Annotated in this window: 25 protein-coding genes; 15 read left to right on the top strand and 10 right to left on the bottom strand. The window is 71.4% G+C overall.

All coding sequences use genetic code 11. The features are described from left to right. Positions 1–89: 89 nt before the first annotated feature. Positions 90–272, bottom strand: coding sequence for a hypothetical protein (locus OQ02_RS35960; RefSeq protein ID WP_033443151.1), 183 nt, complete (start codon positions 270–272; stop codon positions 90–92). Positions 273–375: 103 nt separating this feature from the next. Here OQ02_RS35960 and OQ02_RS35965 point away from each other — a divergent pair, with 103 nt between their 5' ends. Beyond that, positions 376–1,560: a metallophosphoesterase gene (locus OQ02_RS35965; protein WP_033443152.1), complete on the top strand. Its 1,185-nt coding sequence runs from the start codon at positions 376–378 to the stop codon at positions 1,558–1,560. Here OQ02_RS35965 and OQ02_RS35970 read toward each other — a convergent pair. Continuing rightward, entirely contained in the window at positions 1,554–1,805 is a 252-nt protein-coding gene (locus tag OQ02_RS35970; protein WP_156077518.1) for a hypothetical protein, read from the bottom strand. The genes OQ02_RS35965 and OQ02_RS35970 overlap by 7 nt on opposite strands. 72 nt (positions 1,806–1,877) lie before the next feature. Next, positions 1,878–2,369 (bottom strand): DUF4383 domain-containing protein, encoded by a 492-nt coding sequence (locus tag OQ02_RS35975; protein WP_033443154.1) that lies wholly within the window; start codon positions 2,367–2,369, stop codon positions 1,878–1,880. 102 nt (positions 2,370–2,471) lie between these two features. Between OQ02_RS35975 and OQ02_RS35980 the strand changes: the two genes are divergently transcribed. The 7 genes from OQ02_RS35980 (at position 2,472) to argS (ending at position 9,040) form a co-directional block, all read left to right on the top strand. Then, a complete protein-coding gene (locus tag OQ02_RS35980; protein WP_033443155.1) occupies positions 2,472–2,870 on the top strand; it encodes a TOBE domain-containing protein in 399 nt (132 codons plus the stop codon). Further along, complete coding sequence (gene modA, locus OQ02_RS35985; protein WP_033443156.1) at positions 2,870–3,616, top strand: molybdate ABC transporter substrate-binding protein; 747 nt, start codon at positions 2,870–2,872, stop codon at positions 3,614–3,616. Before OQ02_RS35980 ends, modA begins: the two co-directional genes overlap by 1 nt. Further along, positions 3,613–4,419 carry a molybdate ABC transporter permease subunit gene (gene modB / locus OQ02_RS35990; protein WP_033443157.1) on the top strand — a complete coding sequence of 269 codons (807 nt, stop codon included), beginning with the start codon at positions 3,613–3,615 and terminating at the stop codon, positions 4,417–4,419. The genes modA and modB overlap by 4 nt, the downstream gene beginning before the upstream one ends. Then, positions 4,416–5,465: an ABC transporter ATP-binding protein gene (locus OQ02_RS35995; RefSeq protein ID WP_033443184.1), complete on the top strand. Its 1,050-nt coding sequence runs from the start codon at positions 4,416–4,418 to the stop codon at positions 5,463–5,465. Before modB ends, OQ02_RS35995 begins: the two co-directional genes overlap by 4 nt. A gap of 112 nt (positions 5,466–5,577) precedes the next feature. Next, complete coding sequence (locus OQ02_RS36000) at positions 5,578–6,615, top strand: medium chain dehydrogenase/reductase family protein (protein ID WP_033443158.1); 1,038 nt, start codon at positions 5,578–5,580, stop codon at positions 6,613–6,615. Between the two features lie 81 nt (positions 6,616–6,696). Next, entirely contained in the window at positions 6,697–7,161 is a 465-nt protein-coding gene (locus OQ02_RS36005) for a GNAT family N-acetyltransferase (RefSeq protein WP_269321661.1), read from the top strand. Positions 7,162–7,267: 106 nt separating this feature from the next. Further along, positions 7,268–9,040 carry an arginine--tRNA ligase gene (gene argS, locus OQ02_RS36010; protein ID WP_231500382.1) on the top strand — a complete coding sequence of 591 codons (1,773 nt, stop codon included), beginning with the start codon at positions 7,268–7,270 and terminating at the stop codon, positions 9,038–9,040. 85 nt (positions 9,041–9,125) lie between these two features. Here the strand turns inward: argS and OQ02_RS36015 are convergent, their stop codons facing one another. Both OQ02_RS36015 and OQ02_RS36020 read right to left on the bottom strand, forming a co-directional pair. Next, entirely contained in the window at positions 9,126–9,653 is a 528-nt protein-coding gene (locus OQ02_RS36015) for a hypothetical protein (protein WP_033443161.1), read from the bottom strand. Positions 9,654–9,747: 94 nt separating this feature from the next. Then, positions 9,748–10,317 carry a TetR/AcrR family transcriptional regulator gene (locus OQ02_RS36020; protein ID WP_033443162.1) on the bottom strand — a complete coding sequence of 190 codons (570 nt, stop codon included), beginning with the start codon at positions 10,315–10,317 and terminating at the stop codon, positions 9,748–9,750. Positions 10,318–10,399: 82 nt separating this feature from the next. Here OQ02_RS36020 and OQ02_RS36025 point away from each other — a divergent pair, with 82 nt between their 5' ends. Next, positions 10,400–10,894, top strand: a complete 495-nt coding sequence (locus OQ02_RS36025) for an FBP domain-containing protein (protein ID WP_033443163.1) — start codon at positions 10,400–10,402, stop codon at positions 10,892–10,894. Between the two features lie 10 nt (positions 10,895–10,904). Here the strand turns inward: OQ02_RS36025 and OQ02_RS36030 are convergent, their stop codons facing one another. The 5 genes from OQ02_RS36030 to OQ02_RS44415 form a co-directional block, all read right to left on the bottom strand. Then, positions 10,905–11,828, bottom strand: coding sequence for a hypothetical protein (locus tag OQ02_RS36030; protein ID WP_231500383.1), 924 nt, complete (start codon positions 11,826–11,828; stop codon positions 10,905–10,907). Between the two features lies 1 nt (position 11,829). Beyond that, positions 11,830–12,483 (bottom strand): hypothetical protein, encoded by a 654-nt coding sequence (locus OQ02_RS36035; RefSeq protein ID WP_033443164.1) that lies wholly within the window; start codon positions 12,481–12,483, stop codon positions 11,830–11,832. A 184-nt stretch (positions 12,484–12,667) separates the two neighbouring features. Beyond that, positions 12,668–14,392: a glycoside hydrolase family 13 protein gene (locus tag OQ02_RS36040; RefSeq protein ID WP_033443165.1), complete on the bottom strand. Its 1,725-nt coding sequence runs from the start codon at positions 14,390–14,392 to the stop codon at positions 12,668–12,670. Positions 14,393–14,480: 88 nt separating this feature from the next. Beyond that, positions 14,481–17,267: a helix-turn-helix transcriptional regulator gene (locus OQ02_RS36045; protein ID WP_063747211.1), complete on the bottom strand. Its 2,787-nt coding sequence runs from the start codon at positions 17,265–17,267 to the stop codon at positions 14,481–14,483. Between the two features lie 315 nt (positions 17,268–17,582). After that, positions 17,583–17,726, bottom strand: a complete 144-nt coding sequence (locus OQ02_RS44415) for a hypothetical protein (RefSeq protein ID WP_156077519.1) — start codon at positions 17,724–17,726, stop codon at positions 17,583–17,585. A 104-nt stretch (positions 17,727–17,830) separates the two neighbouring features. Here OQ02_RS44415 and OQ02_RS36050 point away from each other — a divergent pair, with 104 nt between their 5' ends. The 6 genes from OQ02_RS36050 (at position 17,831) to OQ02_RS36075 (ending at position 23,557) form a co-directional block, all read left to right on the top strand. After that, entirely contained in the window at positions 17,831–19,066 is a 1,236-nt protein-coding gene (locus tag OQ02_RS36050) for an MFS transporter (protein ID WP_051773225.1), read from the top strand. A gap of 122 nt (positions 19,067–19,188) precedes the next feature. Then, entirely contained in the window at positions 19,189–20,190 is a 1,002-nt protein-coding gene (locus tag OQ02_RS36055; protein WP_033443166.1) for a protein kinase family protein, read from the top strand. Position 20,191: 1 nt separating this feature from the next. Continuing rightward, positions 20,192–21,172 carry a hypothetical protein gene (locus tag OQ02_RS36060; protein ID WP_033443167.1) on the top strand — a complete coding sequence of 327 codons (981 nt, stop codon included), beginning with the start codon at positions 20,192–20,194 and terminating at the stop codon, positions 21,170–21,172. Further along, on the top strand, positions 21,172–22,407 hold the full coding sequence (locus OQ02_RS36065) for an adenylosuccinate synthetase (protein ID WP_033443168.1): 1,236 nt from the start codon (positions 21,172–21,174) through the stop codon (positions 22,405–22,407). The genes OQ02_RS36060 and OQ02_RS36065 overlap by 1 nt, the downstream gene beginning before the upstream one ends. A gap of 19 nt (positions 22,408–22,426) precedes the next feature. Beyond that, positions 22,427–23,062 carry an NUDIX domain-containing protein gene (locus OQ02_RS36070; protein ID WP_033443169.1) on the top strand — a complete coding sequence of 212 codons (636 nt, stop codon included), beginning with the start codon at positions 22,427–22,429 and terminating at the stop codon, positions 23,060–23,062. Positions 23,063–23,113: 51 nt separating this feature from the next. Continuing rightward, the gene (locus OQ02_RS36075) at positions 23,114–23,557 is read left to right on the top strand and encodes a hypothetical protein (protein ID WP_033443170.1); all 444 of its coding nucleotides are present in this window, start codon (positions 23,114–23,116) and stop codon (positions 23,555–23,557) included. The last annotated feature ends 46 nt before the right edge of the window (positions 23,558–23,603 follow it).

The raw sequence follows: 23,603 nt of genomic DNA on the forward strand, positions 1-23,603 counted from the left end.
GGGCCAGGGCCAGGGCCAGGGCCAGGGCGGGGGCGGGGCGCGGGCAGGACTTGGGGAAGGGCGGGGGCGGGACTTGGGCAGGGCGGGGGTCAGGACGCGGGCGTGGCGCCTTCCGGCGGCTCGCTGTCGGGCAGCGGGTCCGGGGTGGTCTTGGCGAGGTCGGCCGCGACCACCTTCGCCTCGTCGATCTTCCGCTGCGTGTCGGCCAGCCGCTCCTCCTGCTCGGAGGTGTCCACCTCGGGCACGTGGGTCCCGCGCTCGTCATCGGCCATGTGACCAGGGTTTCCGCGCGCCGGACCGGCAAACTTGGACACCGCCTCGGCGGCGGGCTACCTTCGATAAGAGCCCACTGGTTCGTAACACCGAGGAGAACCGATGTCGAGCACGACGACCGCGCCACCCCGCCCAACCGCACGGCGGCGGGTCGTGTTCACGGCGGTGCTGCTGACCGTGACGGCACTGCTGTTCTGGGTGCCGTGGACGGTGCTGCTCACGCCGGGAGCGCAGTGGCCGTGGCCGGTGCAGGCGGTCGGCACGGCGTTCTTCGTGGTCACGTCGGTGGCGTTCCCGCTGCTCTTGATCCGCGCGCACGGCCGCGAGCACTCCGACCGGGCCGCCCGCACCGCGCACCTGATGCTCGGCGTGGCATGGGTGTTCTTCGCCTGGTCGGTGATCGCGCACGTGCTGCGACTCGTGCTGGCGGCAGCGGACGTCGCCGACCCGTTCCGGTCTCGTTTGGTGGCGGTGTCGCTGCTCGTGGTCGGCCTCGCCCTCGTCGCCTACGGCATCGGCGAGGCACGCCGCGTGCCGCGCGTGAAGCGGACCGACGTGGTGCTCCCCCGCCTCGACAAGGCGTTCGACGGCCTCACCATCGCCGTCCTCGCCGACACGCACTACGGCGCGATCGACCGCACGAAGTGGTCCGAGGGCACGGTGGCGGCCGTCAACCAGCTCGACGCCGACGTCGTCGTCCACGTCGGCGACATCGCGGACGGCACGGTGGCGCAGCGCCGAGGCCAGGCCGCCGCGCTGGGCGACGTCCAGGCGCGGCACCGGTTCTACGTGTCCGGCAACCACGAGTACGGCAGCAACGCCCAGGCCTGGCTGGACCACATGGCCGAGCTGGGCTGGACGAGCCTGCACAACCAGCACCGCGTGCTCGAACGCGATGACGCGCGTCTGGTGTTCGCGGGCGTGGACGACGTCACCGGCGCGCACTCCGGCGAAGCGGGCCACGGCTCCGACCTCGCCGCCGCGCTGAGCGGCACCCGCGACGACGACGCGGTGGTGCTGCTGGCGCACCAGCCGAGCGAGATCCCGAAGGCGGTGGCCGCCGGTGTGGACCTCCAGCTGTCCGGTCACACGCACGGCGGCCAGATCTGGCCGTTCCACCTGCTCGTGCGGCTCCAGCAGCCGGTGCTGGCCGGGCTGAGCCGGCACGGCGAGCGCACCAGGCTCTACACGAGTCGGGGCGCCGGGTTCTGGGGACCGCCGCTGCGGGTCTTCGCGCCGAGCGAGATCTCACTGCTCACGCTGCGCACCGCCGAGGGGATTCAGTAGGAGCGCCGTCCCGGTCCGGGCGGCGGCTCGTAGTCGTAGTCCTCGTCCGGCACGGTGAACGGCAGCGGCCGGTTCGTCCAGGAGTCGATCAGGATCACGATCGCCGCGCACACGATGACGACGGCACCGACCCAGCCCAGGCCACCCCAGACCAGGATGCCCGCGATCAGCACCAGCGGCAGGACTATGAACAGGCAGAACGGGTCGACCCGCCCAAAATGCCGCCGTCCTCCGGAACTCGCCATCAACGTCCTCCCAGTCAAGCGCCTCCCTGGGTGAACTTACGCGACGGGTACCGCCGACCGATCAACCGGGCGTCACCGACCGCGCCGCTCCCGACCGGGATACTGCCCGTGGGTCCGTTCGGCGACCGTGCCGAGCACCGCCAGCAGCACCATGCCGGCACCCAGCGCGAGGTGCAGCAGGTTGTCGGCCGGGTTGAAGGGGGCGAAGTTCGCCCCGCCGCCGCCGTGGCCCATCGAGTGCACGACCGACCCGTAGGCCCAGAGCAGCAGGTAGAGGAACCCACCAGTGGCCAGGTACACGCGGGACGCACCCCACGTCCAAGCCGACAGGACCCCGGCCACGCCGAACAGCAGGTGCAGCGCGTTGTGCAGCACGGACACCTGGAACACGCCGAACAGCATCGAGTCGGAGTGCGGCCCGGCGAGTTCGAGCAGGTAGAGGTCCTCGGTCACGCCCGGCACGAAGCCCAGCACGCCGACCAGCAGGAACACCGCGCCGACGAACAGGGCGAGGGACTGGACGGGACGACGGCGGAGGCCGACGCGTTCCGCTGAGCTCGTCATGGCTGTCACCTCCGGTGCACCGGCTGTGTGCGGCGTACCCGGAGCCGAATGGGTGAAACGAAGATCACGTAGTGCCGCAGGTTCGGAGTTATACTCGTCACTGTGCCGAATCTGCGGATCAGTGAGGCTGCCGTCCTTCTCGGGGTCAGCGACGACACCGTGCGCCGGTGGATCGAGCAGGGCCGGTTGGCCGAGGTGCAGCTCGACAGCGGGCGCAAGGGTGTGGACGGCCGGGAGTTGGCGGAGTTCGCCCAGCGGCTGGCCGAGGCGCCCGAGCCGGGGGTGACGGTGGCCGCGTCGGCGCGCAACCGGATGCGGGGGATCGTCACCCGGGTCCTCAAGGACGGCGTGATGGCGCAGGTCGAGATGCAGGCCGGGCCGTTCCGGGTGGTGTCGCTGATGAGCCGCGAGTCGGCCGACGAGCTGGGCCTGGAGGTCGGCAGCGTGGCGGTCGCCTCGATCAAGTCCACCCACGTCGTGGTCGAGATCCCGGAGTCCTGATGCGCGCTCTCGCCCTGGTGGCGCTGCTCGTCCTGGCGGGCTGCGGCGAGCGGGCGCCCGACGGTGCGGTGACCGGGCGGATCACCGTGTTCGCGGCGGCGTCGTTGACCGGGACCTTCACCCGGCTCGGCGAGGACTTCGAGGCCGCCAACCCCGGCGTGGACGTCGTGTTCAACTTCGGCGGCAGCTCCGGCCTGGCGCGGCAGATCGGCCAGGGCGCGCCGGCGGACGTGTTCGCCTCGGCCGCGCCCTCGACCATGGCGCAGGTCGTCGACGCGGGCGGGACGGCTGCCGCGCCCGTCACGTTCGCGCGCAACCGGCTGGAGATCGCGGTGCCACGGGGCAACCCGGCGGGAATCTCCGGGCTGGCCGACTTCGGGGACGCCGACGCCAAGATCGCGCTGTGCGCCGAGCAGGTGCCGTGCGGGGCAGCGGCGAAGCGGGCGTTCGACGCCGCCGGGATCACCGCCCGGCCGGACACGCTGGAGCAGGACGTGAAGGCCGTGCTGACCAAGGTGCGGCTCGGCGAGGTGGACGCGGCGCTCGTGTACCGGACGGACGTGCGGTCCGCGGCCGGCGAGGTCGAGGGCATCGCGTTCCCCGGAGCCGACGGGACGGTCAACGACTACGTGATCGCGCCCCTGGCGGCGGCACCCGACGACGCGGGCGCTCGGGCGTTCGTCGAGCACGTCCGGTCCGACCGGGGCCGGGCGGTGCTCGCCGAGGCCGGGTTCGACGCGCCGTGACGTCGACCCGTCGCCGCGCCCGCGGCCGGCTGCCGGTGGTCCTGGTGCTGCCGGCCGTGATCGGGCTCGCGTTCCTGCTCGTACCGCTGGTCGGGCTCCTCGTCCGCGCGCCCTGGAGCACCCTGCCGGAGCGGCTGGCCGGCGAGTCGGTCGGCCAGGCGCTGCGGCTGTCGCTGGTGTGCGCGAGCCTCGCGACGGTCGTCTGCCTGGTGCTCGGGGTGCCGTTGGCGTGGCTGCTCGCGCGCGGCGACGTGCCGGGGCGCGGGCTGCTGCGGGCGCTGGTGACGGTGCCGCTCGTGCTGCCGCCCGTGGTGGGCGGGGTGGCGTTGCTGTTCGTGCTGGGCAGACGAGGGTTGCTCGGGCAGCACCTCGACGCGTGGTTCGGCATCTCGCTGCCGTTCACCACGGCCGGGGTGGTGCTGGCGGAGGCGTTCGTGGCCATGCCGTTCCTGGTCATCTCGGTGGAGGGCGCGTTGCGCGCCGCCGATCCGCGGTACGAGGAGGCCGCCGCGACCTTGGGCGCGTCGCGCTGGCTGGCGTTCCGGCGGGTGACGCTGCCGTCGATCCTGCCGGGCGTGGTGGCCGGGACGGTGCTGTGCTGGGCGCGTGCGTTGGGCGAGTTCGGCGCCACCATCACGTTCGCGGGCAACTTCCCCGGTGAGACGACCACCATGCCGCTGGCCGTGTACCTGGCCCTGGAATCCGATCCGGAGTCCGCGATCGTGCTCAGCGTCGTGCTGCTGCTGGTGTCCGTCGGTGTGCTGGCCGCGTTGCGCGACCGGTGGATCAGCGGGCCGTCGTGACGTTGCACGCGAACCTCGAAGTCGTCCGGGACGGGTTCCGGCTCGGCGCGGAGCTGGCCGTCGAACCGGGTGAGGTGGTCGCGCTCCTCGGCCCGAACGGCGCGGGCAAGACCACCGCCCTGCGCGCGCTCGCCGGGCTGCTTCCGTTGAGCGGCGGGCACATCCGGTTGGGCGGGCAGACCTGGGACGCGCCACCGGACGTGTTCCGGCCCGCCGAACGGCGTCCGATCGGCGTGGTCTTCCAGGACTACCTGCTGTTCGCGCACCTGTCCGCGTTGGAAAACGTCGCCTTCGGTCTGCGGGCGCGGGGTGTCGGCCGTGCGGTGGCCCGTGCGGAGGCGGCCCGCTGGCTCGACCTGGTCGGGCTGGCGGAGCACGCGAAAGCCAAGCCGCGCACGCTGTCCGGCGGCCAAGCCCAACGCGTCGCCCTGGCCCGCGCCCTGGCCACCGGCCCGGAGCTCCTGCTGCTCGACGAGCCGTTGGCCGCGCTCGACGCCGCCACCCGGCTGCACGTGCGCGCCGAACTCGGCCGCCACCTGCACGACTACCCCGGCCACACGCTCCTCGTCACGCACGACCCGTTGGACGCGATGGTGCTGGCCGACCGGCTGGTGGTGCTGGAGCACGGCGCGATCGTGCAGCAAGGCACGCCGACCGAAGTCGCCCGCCGACCGCGCACCGACTACGTCGCCGACCTGGTCGGCCTCAACCTCTACCGCGGCACGGCGCACGGCACGGCCGTCGCCCTGGACTCCGGCGGCACGCTCACCGTCGCGCTGCCGGTGACCGGGCCGGTGCACGTCGTGTTCCCGCCCACCGCCGTCAGCCTCCACCCCGAGAACCCGGCCGGCAGCCCGCGCAACGCGTGGCGCGTCACCGTGGCGGGGATCGAGCAGCACGCCCACACCACCCGCGTGCGGTTGGACGGCGTGCCGCCCGTGCTGGCCGACATCACCACCGCTACCGTCGCCGACCTGCGCCTCCAGCCCGGTGATGAGCTGTGGGCGGCGGTCAAGGCCACCGAGGTGCACGCCTACCCGTCCTGACTGTGATTCACCAATCACTGTCGAAAACCAGCTTGGCTTGACACTTCCACTCGCACGGCGGTTAACTCGGCCTTGAATGAGTGACTGACCACTCATACTCTTGGAGGAAGCGATGGGCCGGCAGTCCACCGAGCAGATCCTGGAAGTCGTCCTCCCCGGCGTGGTCGAGCCCGACGGTCTCGAACTGCGCCACCGCGACCGGCCCTCCCCCGCCGCCGGGCAGGCCCTCGTGCGGGTCGAGGCGTCCGGGGTGTCCTTCGCGGAGCAGCAGATGCGCCGCGCCAAGTACTACGACCAGCCGGCGTTCCCGTTCGTGCCCGGCTACGACGTGGTCGGCACGGTCGTGGAGGCCGGCACCGGGGTCGACCCCGCCCTGATCGGCGGCCGGTTCGCCGCGCTGACCAAGATCGGCGGCTGGGCGAGCCACGCGCTGGTGGACGCGGCCGACCTGGTGCCGGTGCCCGAGGGCGTCGACCCCGCCGAAGCGGAGACGGTCGTGGTCAACGGCCTCACCGCGTGGCAGATGCTGCACGGCGTCGCGAAGGTCGCCGCCGGCCAGACCGTGCTGGTGCACGGCGCGAACGGCGGCGTCGGCTCGACGCTGGTGCAACTGGCCCGCCTGGCCGGCGCGCGGGTCGTCGGCACCGCGTCGCCCCGGCACCACGACGCGGTCCGCGCGCTGGGCGCGGCCCCCGTCGACTACCGGGACACGGACCTGCCCGCCAGGGTGCGCGAGCTGGCACCGGACGGCGTCGACGCCGTGTTCGACCACGTCGGCGGCCCCGGCATCGTCGACTCCTACCGGTTGCTCGCGCCGCGCGGCACGCTCGTCGCTTACGGCACGGCGTCCACCCGTGACCAGGAGGGCTCCTCGCGCCTGCCCGTGCTGAAGCTGTTCGTCCGCCTGCTGTGGTGGAACGCGCTGCCCAACGGCCGCACCACCACGTTCTTCAACATCTGGGCGGGCCGGCGCGACGCGACGAAGTTCCGCGCCCGCGTGACGCGCGATCTCGGCGCGGTCTTCGCGCTGCTGGCCCAAGGCTCCCTGCGCGCGCAGGTCGCCGCCCGCGTGCCGCTGGAGCAGGTCGCGGACGCGATGCGGCTGGCCGAGTCGGGCACGGTCAGCGGCAAGGTCGTGCTGGTCCCCTGATCCGCCGGAATTGTCGGATGCCGCTGCTACGTTCCCCCGTGAGCCGGACGGATCAACGTGAGGAGAACTCCAGTGGCAGAGGTGGCATTGCGGTCGATCGAGGATTCCGACCTCGACGCGTTGTTCGACCAGATGCGCGACCCCGAGTCGGTTCGGATGGCCGCCTTCACCGCCGAAGACCCCGATGACCGCAAAGCATTCGACAGCCACATGTCGAAGGTGAGAACCTCGCCCGGGAACACGCTTCGCGCGGTGACCCGCGATGGGCACCTCGTCGGCAGCATCGGCAGCTTCGTGATGGACGGTGACACCGAGATCACCTACTGGATCGACCGTGTGACCTGGGGCCAAGGGGTCGCCGGCCGAGCCTTGGCGCTGTTCCTCGACACGGTGCGGGTCCGGCCCTTGTACGCCCGCGCGGCGAGCGACAACGTCGGATCGCTCCGCGTCCTGCACAAGGCGGGCTTCACGACCGTCGGCACCGAGATCTCCTACGCACCGGCCCGGAACGCCGAAATCGAGGAAACCATCCTGCGCCTCGACTAGTGCACGACAGGCGCCTTTGTGGTGGCGGCGCACTCAGCGCCCCTGTGCGTCCGCCGCGAATGGCGCCTGGAACAATTGTTCTTTCCGACCAAGGAGGATGTGTCAGGTGAGTGCCCACCACCAAGAGGTGCCGTCGCTGCTGGAACGGATCGCCACGACGATGTCGCAGGCGATCGGCCGGGTCCGTGCGGACCTGACCGGCGCGGACCCGGTGGTGCGACGATCCGACCGCGCCGACTTCCAGTGCAACGCGCCTCTCGCGCTGGCCAAGCGCGTCGGCGTCAAGCCGGTCGAGCTGGCCGCGTCGGTGGTGGCCGGGCTCGACGTGGACGGTGACGCGGTGATCGCGTCGGTGGAGCCGTCCGGGCCGGGCTTCCTCAACGTCACCGTGACGGGTGAAGCGGTCTGGGAGCAGGTCGCCGCCCGCCTGGCCGACGCGCGCCTGGGCCTGGGCCTGCCCGAGCTCGGTCGCCGGGTGGTGGTCGACTACTCCGCGCCCAACATCGCCAAGGAGATGCACGTCGGGCACCTGCGCACGACGATCATCGGTGACAGCCTCGCGCGGGTGACGGGGTTCCTCGGCGCGGACGTGCTGCGGCAGAACCACCTGGGCGACTTCGGCACGCAGTTCGGGATGCTGATCCAGTACCTCGACGAGCACCCCGACGCGGCGTGGCACCAGGACGAGCTGGGCGACGGCACCTCGGCGGTGTCGGCACTGGACGGCTTGTACCGGTCGGCTCGGGCGAAGTTCGACGCGGACCCGGGCTTCGCCGACCGGTCCCGGTCGCGGGTCGTCGCCCTCCAGTCGGGCGATCCGGGGACGGTCGCGGTCTGGCAGGACATCGTCGCCGAGTCCGAGCGGTCGTTCCGCGCGATCTACGACCGGTTGACCGTGCTGCTCACGCCCGAGGACTCGGTCGGGGAATCGTTCTACAACCCGATGTTGGGTGACACCGTCGAAGAGTTGACCGAGGCCGGTCTGGCGGTGGCGAGCGACGGGGCGCTCGTCTTCTACTCGCAGGAGGTGTCCGGCCCGGACGGCAGGCCCGTCACGCTGATGATCCGCAAGCGCGACGGCGGGTACGGCTACGACGCCACCGACCTGGCCACCATCCGCTACCGCCTGCGCGACCTCAAGGCCAACCGGCTGATCTACGTCACCGACTCGCGCCAGGCGCTGCACTTCCAACTGGTCTTCGAGGCGGCCCGGAGCGCCGGTTGGCTCACCGACAGCGTCACCGCCGAACACGCCGCCTACGGCACGATCCTGGGGCCCGACGGGACACCGTTCAAGACCAGGGCGGGTGGCACGGTCCGCCTGATGGACCTGCTCGACGACGCGGTGTCGCGGGCGCGGGCGGTCGTCGCGGAGAAGAACCCCGGTCTCGACGCGGCCGAACTCGACCGGATCGCCGAGTCGGCGGGCATCGCCGCGGTGAAGTACGCCGACCTGTCGACCTCACGGGTGAAGGACTACTCCTTCGACGTCGACCGGATGGTGTCCTTCACCGGCAACACCGGGGTCTACCTCCAGTACGCCCACGCCCGGATCAGCTCGATCCTGCGCAACGCCGGCGATCTCGGCACGACGGTCGACAGCACCATCCCGCTGGAGCCCGCCGAACGGGACCTCGGCTTGGCGCTCGACGCCTACGGTGCGGTCGTCACGGAGGTCGCCGCGACCCTCGAACCGCACCGGCTCTGCGGCTACCTCTACGAGCTGGCCCGCGTCTTCACCACCTTCTACGAAGCCTGCCCCGTCCTGAAGGCCGACGAGCCCGTGCGCGGCAACCGGCTGGCGCTGTGCACGCTCGCCGCACGGACCCTCGGCCACGGGCTCGACCTGCTGGGGATCGCCGCGCCGCAACGGATGTAGTCGCCCCTCCGCGCGGAGGGCCGGGCTGTGGCAGCAGCCAACGGTCAGGCCATCCGCGCGGAGGCCGGTGATCAGAGGCCGACGGTCAGAGGCCGACGGTCAGGACACCCAGGAGCGTCAGCTGGGAAATCCCGGTGGTCGCGCAGCTGATCGGGTCGGGGTTGAGCGCGGTGAGTTGCATCTTCGCCGGTTCGGTGGCGAACGTGCCGCTGGTGATCGAACCGAGCAGCAGGATGACGATGTTCGCGCCGACCCGGCTGGAAGTCCTGTTGTAGGAGTACGTGCTGGGCGCGACGGTGGGGTCGGTCCAGGTGAAGACCCGGGTGCCGCTGCCCTGGTAGAAGACCTGCGTGCAGCTGTAGTCCGGCAGCGTGGCGGTCTCGGTGTACGAGCCGGTGGCGGCGGAGCCGTTGGTGCAGTTGAACAACTGCCCCTGGACGGTGACCGTGACCGTCTGCGGGGTGTTGGTCACCGGCTGGCTGAAGGACACCACTTCGTTGACCGCGCACGTCTGCCCGGCGTCCGCGTGCGCTGCCGGCGCCACGCCGGACAACGCCGCTGAAGCCACCAGGCACGCGGTCGCGATGCGCACGACGGCTTTGATCCCGTTCATCCGCGAACCCCTTCAGGTGTTCGGATCGACATGGACTACATCGCCGGGTTTCACCACCGCGTTACAGGGCGATCACTCTCCGTGGGAGACCGCGTCAGGGCGGTGGCCAGTGGCTCAGCAGGACGTGAAGGGCTTCGAGGGTCCTGGACCAGGAAGCGTCGGTGTCGCGGGGCGTGTGGCTGAAACCGCCTGCCGCCTCCAGGCTGGTGTACCCGTGGAACGTGCTGTGCAGGAGCCTCACCGCGTCGGTCTGGGCCGGCTCGGGGAGGTCGTAGCCGCGCAGGATCGCCCGTGTCATCTCCGAGTGCCTGCCCGCCGCGCTGGTGGCCGCGACCTCCGGGGGCAGCGGGACCTGCATCGCGGCGTACCTGCCCGGGTGGTCCTTCGCGTAGTCGCGGTAGGCGTTGGCGAACGCGACCAGGGCGTCCTTGCCCGCACGGCCCGCCAGGGCGGCGGCGACCCGGTCGGCGAGTTCCGCCAGGGCCAGCACCGCCACACGTTGCCGCAACTCCTGCGCGTTGCCGACGTGCGAGTACAGGCTCGCGTCCCGGACGCCGAACCCGCGTGCGAGCGCCGAGACGGTCACGTTCGCGAAGCCGACTTCGTCGGCCAGGTCGGCAGCCGCCTGGACCAGACGTTCGGAGGTCACCCCGGCGCGTGGCATGTCACCCTTTCCCAAACCTAGAACCTCTAGGCTAACACCTAACAGTTTGCCCTGTCTGTCTAGGGGGCGTAGTTTTTGGTTCATGAGGCCGCTGAGTGAGCGCGAGATCCGCGCGTCGTTCGTGAACTGCACCAAGGGCGAGGCGAAGCGCCTTGCACTGCCCACGGACCTGTCCACGCGACCGTGGGACGACCTGGACTTCCTCGGGTGGCGCGATCCCTCGGCGCCGCAGCGGGCCCACTTGGTCGTCGAGTCCGGTGACGGTCTCGTCGGCGTGGCGCTGCGCTCGGCGTCGTCGTACGCCGGTCGGCCGCGGCGCGGCATGTGCTCGCTGTGCCTGACCACGCACCCGGGAGACGGCGTCTCGCTGATGACCGCGCGCAAAGCGGGGCGGAGCGGTCAGCAGGGCGACTCCGTGGGGGTCTACATCTGCGCCGATCTGGGCTGTTCGCTGTACGTGCGCGGGAAGAAGGACGCCGGCCCCGGCGGGCGGCTCCACGAGTCGCTCACGCTGGAGGAGAAGATCGACCGGACCACGGCCAAGCTCACCGGCTTCCTCGACCGGGTGATCGGGTGACCCGCGGGCGTCAACAAGCGTCGCCGGGCGGGGTGGCCGCGGCGGTGAACTCCAGTCGGACCTGGTCGGAGCGGGGCAGGACGATCGCCGTGCCGTCCGACGACGTCCACCCGGCCGGCAGCAGGACGTACTGGTTCCCTGACTGGAGCAGCAGCTTGAGGCCGTCGTAGCGGTACTTGTAGGCGGACTCGGGACGTGCGCACTCGACTTCCTCCACGCCGTTCGCGGCGAAGTTGAGGCTCTTCGCGCTGAACAGGAGCACGTGCGGCCTCGCCGGAATGGCGGCCTCCGTCTCGGACGCCCGGCGGACGCCGACCGCGCTGGAGTAGTCGCTGACCGCCCAGAACAGGCCGACGCTCACCAGCACGAAGATGATCACCCATTCCGCGACGGCCGTCCCGGACGCCCCGTCCACCGCACCTGCCATCACCCGGCGCCAGGTGAAGACGAGCAGCAGAACACCGGCGGCGAAACTCATCCCCGGCAGGCCGGCGTCGTCCTCGAACGGTCGCGGGTCGATCGCGACGATCACGGCGGCGCCGACCAGGACCACCCCGACGACCCCCGCGAGCGGGGTGCAGACGCGCAGAATCTCCTGCCAGGTGCGCTCGGCCAGTCGGGCGCGCAGGTAGCGGATCGCGCACATCACGACGAGCACCGACGCCGAGAGCACCGCGAGCGGGATGTAGATGCCGTCGACACCGCGGACCAGGATGATGTCCGTGCTCTCGCCGAGCACCGTGTAGTGCACTCCGAAATGCGCGAAGAACACCTGGGTGTAGAGGAACCCGAAGTGGAACACCAGGGCGGTCAGCAGAGTCGCGTTGGCGAGCACCGAACCGACGACTTTCAGCGCGCGTGCCGGTCCCGATGTCTCGCCGTCGTCCGCGGACTCCGGACCGGACACGTGCGGGTGGTCGAGCAGGCTGGACATGTCAACCGCCGTCAGGGCTCGTCGCGGGCACGGTGGTCGGCTCGGCGGTCTGCGCGGTAGTCGGCTCAGCGGTCGGCTCGGTGCCGCGCGCAGTGGCACGCGCGGTCTCCTGCGTCGTCGTGGTCGAGCGCTCGGCTGACGTGGTGACCGACGGCGCGGTGACCTCAGGCCGGTTCTTGTTCTCCGAGCACGGGTTCCTCACCACGATGGTGATGACCATGCCGCGATGGGGAGGCTTGGGCCAGTCCGTGCTGGACACCGAGCAGTCCTCGCCGACGAAACCGGGCTCGTCGAGGAAGACCACGTCGATGGTGACGTCGCAGAGGTCGGGCCCGCACTCCTTGGCGAGCTCGGTGCGGAAGTACTCGCGCCGAGGACCGAGCGTGGGGTTCTGCTGGGACGGGTCGAACTTGATCGGACTGCCCAGCGCGCCCGGCTGTTTGCCCTTGCTGGTCGTTCCGGCGGTCCCGCCCCGGGTGGGCTGACCGCCCGGGGGCGGATCAGTCGCGGATTCTCGACCAGGAGGCTCGACGCCAGGGGTTTCGACGCCAGGGGTTTCGACACCGGGTTCCGCGCCCGTGGGTTCGGTGCCCGTCGGGTCGGTGCCCGCTTCCGCACCCGGCTGACCCGTGCCGTTGTCCGCCGAGGACTGCACCGAATCCCGAGCGACCTCATCGCCGGGAGCGGGACGACTTCCGCACCCGGCGGTGAGCGCCGCGACCATGACCAACGAACCGACTGTCGTGCACCAACGCATCGTTCCCACCTCCGAAGGGGCGATGACAACCCCTACGGTGGAAGAGGCCTTCGCGGCCGAGCGGGATACACGACGTCCTGGTTCAGCGCTTGAACACCAGCGCCTGCCACGGCGGCAGTTCCACCCGGCCGGTCGAGAGCCGGAGGTCTTCCGTGTTCGCCAGGACCACGTCGTCGACCGACCACTCGGGGTCGAGCTCGGCCACCTGCGTGGTGCCGCTGAGGTTGGCCACGACCAGCAGCCGCGCGTCGTCCAACGTGCGTTCGAAGGCGTAGACGTGCGGGTGCTCGGGCAGGAGCATGCGGAAGTCGCCCAACGCCACGACCGGGAACTTGTGCCGCAGTTCGATCAGCTGCCGGTAGTGGTGGAACACCGAGCGCGGGTCGTCGTACTGGGCCTCGGCGTTGAGCCAGGTGTGGTTCGGGTTGACCGCGATCCACGGCTCGCCGGTGGTGAACCCGGAGTTGGGCGTCGAGTCCCACTGCACCGGGGTGCGGGCGTTGTCGCGACCCATCGCCCGCAGACCGCGCAACACCGACTCGGGGTCACCGCCCGCCGCCAGCGAGTGCCGGTAGTGGTTGAGCGACTCCACGTCGCGCAGCTCGCCCACGCCGGCGAACGGCGCGTTCGTCATCCCCAGCTCTTCGCCCTGGTAGACGTACGGCGTGCCGCGATGCAGGTGCAGCACCGTCGCCAGCGCGGTCGCCGACTCACGCCGGAAGTCGCCGTCGTCGCCGAACCGGGACACCACCCGGGGCTGGTCGTGGTTGTTCCAGTACAGGCTGTTCCAGCCCGTGTCGCCCAACGCCGTCTGCCACCGGTTCAGCGACGCCTTCAGGTCACGGAGGTCCAGCGGCTTCGGGTCGAACTTGCCGCCGGGACCGTGGTCGAGCGACACGTGCTCGAACTGGAACACCATGTCCAGCTCACGCCGCGCCGGATCGGTGAACCGCTTCGCCTGCTCCACCGTGACGCCGGGCATCTCCCCCACCGTCAGCAGCTCACCCGGCCGTCCCTCGAACACCTCGCGGTGCATCTCGTGCAGGAATTCGTGGATGCGCGGTCCGTTGCCGTAGTGCGGGAAGCCGTCACCCAGGCCACCGGCGGCGGTCGACGCGCCGTCCGACAACGCCGGGTCCTTCGAGATCAGGTTGATGACGTCCATCCGGAACCCGTTCACGCCCCGGTCCAGCCACCACCGCATCATCGCGTAGACCGCCTGCCGGACCTCCGGGTTCTCCCAGTTCAGGTCCGGCTGCTTGCGGTCGAACAGGTGCAGGTAGTACTCCCCTGTCGTCTCGTCCAACGTCCACGACGGACCGGAGAAGAACGACGCCCAGTTCGTCGGCTCCGCGCCCGGCTGCCCCGCCTCGAAGCCGTCCCTCGGTGGGCGCCACCAGTACCAGTCCCGCTTCGGGTTGTCCGTGGACGAGCGGGACTCCACGAACCACGGGTGCTCGTCGGAGGTGTGGTTGACCACCAGGTCCATCACCAGCTTCATGCCCCGCGCGTGCACCTCGGCCAGCAGCCGGTCGAAGTCCTCCAACGTCCCGAACACCGGGTCGATCGCCTGGTAGTCCGAGATGTCGTACCCGTTGTCCGCGTGCGGCGAGGCGTAGACGGGCGACAACCAGATCACGTCGACACCGAGCCGTTCCAGGTGGTCCAGCCGTGACGTCAGCCCGACCAGGTCGCCGACGCCGTCGCCGTCCGAGTCGGCGAAGCTGCGCGGGTACACCTGGTACACCACGGCCGAGGTCCACCACGCGGGGGCGGTTCCGGTCGTGCCGGTCTGGTCGAGACTCATCGGCGTCCTCTTCCCGGGGTCGGTCGCACGTCAGCCCCAGTCCACCACTCCGCGCACGGGCGTGCACCCACGGCGCCGTCGGTGGAGGTCAGGCTTGCCGGTTGCCGGGCAGCGCCGCCCTCGGACCCGCCTCGACCGGTGACCCGCCCGGCACGGGGTTGGCCAGGATCGGCAGGTCGGTCCGCCGGTTGATCTTGAGCTTCCGGTACGTCCGGGTCAGGTGCTGCTCGACGGTGCTCACGGTGATGTAAAGCCGGCGGCTGATCTCGCGGTTGGTGTAGCCGAGCGCGGCGAGACCCGCCACCCGGCGTTCCGCGGCGCTCAGCGGTGTCGCCGACGCGCTGTACTCCGCGCTGTCGTTGAAGTCGAGACCGCCGGTGGCGGTGCGGTGGTGTTGCAGGTGCTCGTGCAGCGGCTTCGCCTTACAGCTCTTGGCCAACCGCAACGCGCGGCGGGCAGCGATACGGGCCTGGTCGAACTCGGCCGACGCCTGGTGCGCGGCGCTGAGGTCGGCGAACGCCAACGCCAGCTCGTACCAGTCGCCGAGGCCGCCGAGCAGGTCGACGGACTCCCGCAGCAGCGGCAGCCGCCGTCCCGGCGCACTGGCCGAGGCCAGGATCCTCAGCGACACACCGCGCACGCGGGCGCCGTCCGCTCCCGGCAGGGTCAGCTGCTGGTCCACCAGCTCTCGGGCGCGTTCCGGCTCGCCCATCCGGACGTGGACCTGCGCGGCCTCCTGCCGCCACGGCAGCAGCACGGGCAGGTCCAGCCGCCACTCGGCGGCCAGTTCGCCCACGGCCAGGAAGTCGGCGAGCGCGGCGCGGAGCCGGTCGGTCGCCAGGTGGTGCTGACCGCGGGCGAGCAGGTACTGGGCCCAGTGCCTGGTCTGCTGCACGGCCTGCGGCACGCCTTGGCGCAGCTGCGCGTCGGCCTCCTGGAACTTGCCCAGCCGGGTTGTCGCCTGCACCAGCGTGGCCAGCGGTGAGCCGATGCCGACGCCCCAGCTCGGTGCGGGCAGCGCGCCCAGGGCGGCACGGGCGAGGCGTTCGGCGGACACCAGGTCGCCCCGGCGGAGCGCGACGGCGGCGGCGACGTCCGACAGAGCGGCCCGCCAGGTGACCGCGCGGTGGGCGCGGGCTTCTTCGAGGAATTCGTCGCACCAGTAGCCGGCCCGGTCGCCGCGGTCGCCGTGGTTGAGCGCCTGCAACGCGCAGATCAGCTCTTCCAGCGGCGTCTCGCCGATGCGGGCGCTCCGCAACACCCGTTCCGCGCTCTCGACGGCGGCGGGGGTGTCGAGCTGTCGGCCGTCCAGGTCCGCCGCGAGGTCGCCCAGCAGTTGCGGCTGGACGGTGGCCAGCCAGTGGCGGGTGACGTGCCGCCCGGTGCCGCAGTCGTTCGGTTCGCCCTCGACCGGGCTGGCGCTGTCCGGGCCGGCGCTGTCGGGTGCCGTGCCGTCGAGTTCGGCGAGCACCGCCGCCGCCTCGGCAGACCGGCCGAACCACACCAGCGCCCGCACCAAACCCCACGCCTCGCGCTCGGGGAGCAGACCGCGGTGGAAGGCCGCGCCGAGCCGGGTCAGGTGCTGGGCGGCGGCTGCCGGGTCGACCAGCCACTGCGCCTCGGCGAGGGTCGCCGTGACGGCGATGGTCTCGCGCTCGTCCCCGCACGCCGTCCGGGCGAGGTCCAGGCAGTCCACCGCGCGGTGGACGTCGTTGCGCGCCAACGCTTCGGCCGCCGCGTCGCGCAGCACGGGCACCGCCCACGCGCCCGGTTCGCACTCGGCGGCGGTGATGTACTCCGCGACGGTCACGGCCGGCACGCCGTCGTCGTGGAGCAACCGCGCGGCCCTGAGCCGCAACGCCGACAGCTCGTCCGGGTCCAGCTCGCGCAGCACGGCGGTCCGCGCCACGGGGTGCCGGAAGCGGTCGGCGTCCATCAGCCCGGCTTCGTTCATGGTCTTGAACAGGTCCCGCACGGTGCGGGAGTCCAGCTCCAGCAGGCGTGCGAGCAGCTCGGTCTTCGCCAGCTCGCCGAGCACCGCCACGCCTTGCGCGACGCGGAGCAGCAGCTCCTCACCCCGGCGCAGGCAGGTGTACACGGCCTGCGCGAACGCGTCACCGGTGACCGGTTCGGACACGCCGAGCTCGGTGGCGGGACGGTCGGCCGCGACGAAGTCCTCGATCAGCGCGTGCACCAGCAGCGGGTTGCCGCCGCTGAGCACGTGGCACGGCTCCTCCAGGTCGGCCGCGGCCTGCGGGCCGAGGTGGTGCGCCAGCAGGTCGCGGACGCCCTCCGGGGACAGCGGTCTGAGTCGCAGGTGCCGTGCCTGCGGTTGCCGGACGATCTCGTCGCGCAACGCGGTGTGCGCGGGCCGGGTGCTCGTGCCGGCGGCTTCACCGAGCACCAGCAGGACGGCGGCGGACCTGATCTTCCGCTGCAGGTGCAGCAGCACGCGCAGGGACGTCCGGTCGGCGAACTGCACGTCGTCCACGGCGATCACGAGCGGCTGCTCGCGGGACAGGTCCAGCAGCAGGGCGCAGATGTCGTGGATCGACCGGGCGTCCTCGCCGCCCGTCGAGTCCTCGGCCATGGCGGACACCAGCAGGGCACGCGCGTGCGTCGCGACGTCGGCGGGCATGGCCGCCGAGTAGAACAGCTGCTCCACCACGCCGAGCTCGAACTGCTGCTCGCCGCGCGCACCGGTGGCCGTGAGCACCAGTGCGTCGCGGACGGACTCGGTGAAGCCGTAGATCAGCTCCGTCTTGCCGGTGGCGATACCGCCGGAGACCAGCGCGACCCGTCCACGACCGGCCAGGCCGTCCGCGAGCATACCGACGAGTAATTTCGCATGACTTTCTCTTTCGACCAGATTCATTTGCTGCCATCCCCCAGGCTGGCCCGCCGTTGTCGGCGGCACGTCACCGGCTCGACCGCTTCCGCCGAATGAGCCTGCCGCTACAACAGAGTACCTAAGCACTGATTCGAGGTGTCCGCAGTGGGCGTTGTGCGATTTGCTGTGTACGGCCCAGTCGCGTTCGCCCGCACGAAGTAACGACCGTCGCGCGCGCCGGTCTGCGAGCCGGGCGCCGAACGGACGTATCCACAGGTAAATCCGCACTTAGGGGTAACGATAGGGGTGGTCGGCCGACGCGGACGACGGTCGTGGCCGGACCGGACCGCAAACCGGTGTTCACATCGCGCCGACAGGGCGGTTCAGGCGGTATTCATCCGCCGTGAAGTTGCCATCGGGGCTGCCTATCGAGCCCATTGCGGAGCAGATCAACCGTGATATGGTGTTCGCGCGCTGCGTGATCAGCACACCACTTTCGGTCACGACCGGCGGATATCGTGAGCGATGTTCGGGTACCGAACAATTGCGTGAATGCGCGCCAGAACGCACGCGTGCCCCGTCCGGGCGGGATCGCTAACGTCTACACCATGGCGCCCAGGCTCGGACGTGATTTCGGCAAGTTGTGGCTCGCGTCCGCGGTGTCGAACATCGGTGACGGCATGACGTTGGCCGCAGGACCGATGCTGCTGGCCTCGCTCACCGACGACCCGGCGCTGGTCGCGGGCGCGGTGTTCGCCCAGCAACTGCCCTGGCTGCTGTTCTCACTGCTCAGCGGCGCGATCGTGGACCGACTGGACCGCCGCAAGCTGGCCGTCGCGGCGAACCTGTTCCGGGGCGGCGTCGTCGCGATCCTCACCGTCGCGATCGTGGCGGATCAGGCCTCGGTGCCGGTCGTCTACGCGTGCCTGTTCCTCCTCGGCACCGGCGAGACGATCGCGGACAACGCGTCCTCCGCGATCCTCCCGGCGGTGGTGTCGAAGGATCACCTGCCACGGGCCAACTCGCGCTTGATGGCCACGCACATCCTGGGCAACCAGTTCGCCGCGCCACCGGTCGGCGCCGCGCTGTTCGTGGTCGCCGCCGCGCTGCCGTTCGGGCTGGACGCGGTCACGTTCGTGATCGCCGCGCTGCTGATCGCGTCGCTGCGCGGCGTGCCGAAGCAGGCGCCGGTCGAACGACGCCCCCTGAGGGTGGAGATCGGCGAAGGGCTGAAGTGGCTGTGGCGGCACGAGGTGCTGCGGACGCTCGCCCTCTGCCTCTGCCTGATGAACCTCACGCTCACCGGCGCGATGTCCATCCTCGTGCTCTACGCCGGCGAACGGCTCGGCCTGGACGGGAAGTGGTTCGGGCTGCTCCTCAGCACCATCGCGATCGGCGGCATCCTCGGCACCGTCCTCGCGAACCGCCTGATCGACCGCTTCGGACCGACCACGCTGCTGCGGATCGGACTGGTGATCGAGACGGCGACCCACCTGGCGCTGGCCCTGGCCCGGAACGCGTGGGTCGCGGGCGCCACGCTCGCCGTGTTCGGCTTCCACGCGGTGGTGTGGAACGTGATCACCCACACCGTCCGGCAGCGCGAGGTGCCCGACGAACTGCGCGGACGGGTCGGCAGCGCCTATCTACTGCTCAGCATCGGCGGCTCGGCCCTGGGTGCGGTGGTCGGCGGCGTGCTGGCCCGGCAGTTCGACATCACCACGCCGTTCTGGTTCGCGGTCGTGGTGATGACGGGCGTGACCGCGGTCGCGTGGCGGCCGTTCGCTGCGGCGACGGGCCTGCACCGCCGGCCGGCCGACCCCGCCCGGCCGATCACCAGCGGCTGACTCCACAGCGACCGACTCCGCCGCAGCCGACTCGGCGGCAGCCGACTGCACAGCGGTCGACGTGACCGGCGACACACCGATATTCCATCCCGCCGCAGGTTTGAGTCGTCTAGACTCAAACTATGTTCACCAGGGACGAAGCGCTCGAACGAGTCGAGCGGGCAGGCTCACCGGCCGACCTGTTCGGCCCGTTCGACCCGATCCGGAAGAAGGACGCCCAGCGGCTGTTCCGGGCGTTGGCGGCCGTGCTGCACCCCGACCGGGTCGGCGCGGGTGACACCCGGGCGCACGCCGCGTCGGCGGAACTGACCCGGCTGCACCACGAGTGGCAGCACGGGACGCCGGTCGAACTGCGCACCGCCCGCGGCGCGTACCGGATCACCGACCGGCACGCGGTCGGCAGCGTCGCCAACGTCTACCGGACCGACGGCCCGCACGTGGTCAAGGTGGTGCGCAACCCGGCGCTCAACCCGCTGCTGCACGCCGAGTGGGACGCGCTGCGCCGCCTCGACCGGCTCACCGACGAGCACCGCTGGCTCCGCCCCTACTACCCGCGCCTGGTCGACGAGTCCGGTGACGTGTCCCGCGGCGAGCGCGCGTTCACCGTGCTCGAACCGCTGGTGGACGGGTTCGTGACGCTGGCGGACGTGCGCCGGGCGTTCCCCATGGGGCTGGACGGGCGTGACTACGCGTGGATGCACCGCAGGCTGCTGCGGGCGATCGCGGGCGCGCACCGGATCGGCCTGGTGCACGGCGCGATCGTCGCGGACAACGTGCTGGTGCACCCGGAGCAGCACGGGATCGTGCTCGCCGGCTGGACGTTCGCCGTGACGACCGGCGAACGGCTGCTGGCCACCGGCAAGAGCATCGCCTACCCGCCGGAAGTCCGCGACGGACGACCGGTGACCCCCGCCACGGACGTCCACATGGCACACACGCTGATGCTGGACCTCCTGGCGGACAACGAAACCAGACAGCGCACGTTCGCGCGGTGGTGCACGCAGGACAACCCGGACCGACGGCCCGACGCCGCCGACCTGCTCACCGAGTACGACGAACTGCTCGAAGAACTCCACGGCGAACGGACCTTCCGCCCGTTCGCGCTACCCAGGACAGGAGCTTGACATGGGACACGGCAAGTGGGACGACAACGCCTACGCCGCAGGCCGGACCTTCCGCGCCGCCAAGGGCATCGACGACTTCGGCTACACCGCCGCGCTGCGGTCGCGGCCGAGCCGCGAGTGGAAGGCCGACCCGTCGCTCGACCCGAAGGGCGTGGTGGCGCGCGAGTGCCGCGACTCACCCGACCACGCCGACTCGACCCCGATCGCGGTGCTCTTCGACGTCACCGGCTCGATGGGCCGGGTGCCGCAGATCATGCAGCGCAAGCTGGGCAAGCTGCACGGCCTGTTGCAGCGCAAGGGCTACCTGACCGACCCGCAGCTGATGTTCGGCGGCATCGGCGACGCGGACAGCGACCGCGTGCCGCTCCAGGTCGGGCAGTTCGAGTCGGACAACCGGATGGACGAGCAGCTGCGCACCATCTTCCTGGAGGGCAACGGCGGCGGGCAGAAGAGCGAGTCGTACGAGCTCGCGGCCTACTTCGTGGCCCGACACGTGGTGACCGACGCGTGGCAGAAGCGCGGGCGCAAGGGCTACCTGTTCCTGATCGGCGACGAGCTGAACAAGCCGAAGCTGGAGGCGAAGCACATCCGCCGGCTCATCGGCGACGACGTCCGGGAGGACATCGACCCGGCCTCGGTGTACCGGGAGCTCAGCCGCAAGTGGCACGTGTACTTCGTGCTGCCCAAGCAGTCGTCGTACTACGACGACCCGCAGATCGCCGACCACTGGCGCGACCTGCTCGGCCAGAACTTCCTCAAGCTGGACGACCCGGGCGCGGTGTGCGAGCTGATCGCCGCCACCATCGGGATGGAGGAGCAGGTGGTCGACCTGGACCAGGCGATGGTGGACCTGGCCGAGATCGGGTCGGTGGCGGAGAGCGAGTCGGTCGGCAAGGCGCTCGTCCACGCGGGCGGGAAGACGCCGGCCAAGTCGGTCGCTCCCCCGCTGCTCGACGGTCCCGACGACGTCACGCTGACCTGATGGAAGGGCACATCATCGTCGTGGGCCTGGGGTTCGGCGACGAGGGCAAGGGTGCGGTCGTCGACGCGCTGTGCCACGACGGCGCGGTGACGGCGGTGGTGCGGTTCAACGGCGGCGCCCAGGCCGCGCACAACGTGGTCGTCGGCGACCGGCACCACACGTTCAGCCAGTTCGGGGCCGGCACGCTCGCGGGCGTGCCGACCCACCTCTCCCGGCACGTGCTGGTCGAGCCGATCGCCCTGGCCGGCGAGTCGGAGGACTTGGCGGCGCTGGGCGTCGCGGACCCGCTCCGGCTGCTGTCGATCGACGCCGACGCCCTGCTCACCACTCCGCTCCACGTGGCCGCGAACCGGGCGAGGGAGGACGCCCGGGGTCACTCCCGGCACGGGTCGTGCGGCAAGGGCATCGGCGAAACGGCCTGGTACGCCTTGCTCGCGGAACGGGGCGCGGTCCCGGGTGACACGGTGGAGCACCAGCGGGTGCTCGGTGTCCCGGGGCCGCCCCCGACGGTCGGCGACTGCGCCCGGCCCTCGGTGCTGCGGTCGAAGCTCGACGCCCTGGCCCGCTTCTACGAGCCGCTGATCGGCGCCGGCACGTCGGTGGACGACCTGGTGGCGCTGTACCGGGACTTCGCCGGGGCGGTCCGCGTCACGACCGGTGACGAGGTCGGCCGGCTGGCCGATCGGGGACGGCTGGTGTTCGAGGGCGCCCAGGGCGTGCTGCTCGACCAGTGGCGCGGATTCCACCCGCACACCACGTGGTCGACGGTCACGCCGGACAACGCCCGGGACCTGCTCGGGCACCGCCGTGCCACGGTGATCGGCGTGACGCGGACCTACCAGACCCGCCACGGCGCGGGGCCGTTCCCGACCGAGGACCGCACCGTGCCGGAGCGGTTCCCGGAACGCCACAACGGCACCGGCGAGTACCAGGGTTCGTGGCGGGCGGGGCACCTCGACGCCGTGCTGCTGAGGTACGCGGTGGCCGCGTGCGGTGGCGTGGACGCGCTGGCGGTGACGCACCTGGACGTCGGCGGCCTCAAGGTGGCCACCTCGTACGACGCCCCCCTGCCGTCCGCCCGGCTCACCGAATTCCTCTTCGACCGCACGCCGACGTTGGTCGACATGCCCGATCCCGTGGCGTGGCTGGAAGAGGACCTCGGCGTGCCGGTCCTGATCACCGGCGCCGGCCCCGACCGGGCCGACTACGCGGTGCGGACGCCGGTCCGCCGGTGAGGTGCGGGAGGATTGGGGCATGATCGAGTCGACCCTCGTGTCGGTGGACGTGCTGGCGCTGCGCTTCGACCCGAACGCGCGCGCCGTGCTGCTCGGTGTCGCTCCGCGCGCGCTCGAACCGTTCGCGGGTGCCCTCGCCCTGCCCGGCGTGCTGCTGGGCCGGGGCGAGCGGCTGCGTGACGCGGCACGGCGTGCGGTGACCGGCAAGCTGGGTGTGCCGGAGGGGGCGATCTCGGCGTCGGGTCAGCTGGCGACGTTCGACGAGCCGTCCCGCGACCCGCGCGGGCCGACGTTGTCGATCGCGCTCTGGTCGACGGTCGACGCCACCCGGCTGGCTGGCGCGGGCCCGACGTGGACCCCGCTGGACGACGTGCCGCCGCTGGCGTTCGACCACGACCGCATCGTCCGGGACTGCCGCCCGATGCTCGCCGACCGGCTCTGGCGGGACACCGCGTTCACCGCCGGTCTGCTGGGCCGCGAGTTCACCACCGCGCAGGCGCTGGACCTGACCGAATCGCTCACCGGCGACCGGCCGTACCCGGCCAACCTGGGGCGGACCATGGAACGGGTGCCCGGCCTGGAACGGACCGCCCAGCACGCGTCCGCGTTGCCGAAGGGCGGTCGGCCGCCGTCGGTCTGGCGCTGGGTCTCGTGAAGCGCGCGAACGGGTACCCCTCGGTCGTCCACCGCGAAGAAGGAGGCCGAGATGCAGCCGTTCCCCATCCCGTTCGCACCGTGGGTCTGGCGCAACGTGTCGGAACTGCTCGACCGGCGTGACACCGATTCCCCGGAGGCCGCGGAGGCGACCGAGGCCGCCGACCGGCGGGAACGTCCCGACATCGGCCTGCTCGGGTACGAGGTCGAAGCGCTCGACGGGTCGATCGGCGAGGTCGACCAGTCCAACGCGCGGGTGCCGGCGGACTGCCTGCTGGTCGACACGGGCACGCGGCTGTCCCACCACAAAGTGGTGCTGCCGGTCGGCGCCGTCGCACGGGTCGAGCACGAGGCGAGGAAGGTCCACGTCGACCGCACCAAGGACCAGGTGCAGCACGCGCCGGAGTACGACCCGGACACGTTCGACGCCACCGCCTACCGCGAGCGCCTGGGCGAGTACTACACCGAGAGCTACCGCACCACGCCCCCGGCATAGCGGGTCCGCGGTGCCGAAGTGGCCCGCAGGGTGGAGGCCCCGCGGT

Origin of the sequence: Saccharothrix sp. NRRL B-16314, assembly GCF_000716595.1 — a bacterium.
Lineage (GTDB): Bacteria > Actinomycetota > Actinomycetes > Mycobacteriales > Pseudonocardiaceae > Actinosynnema.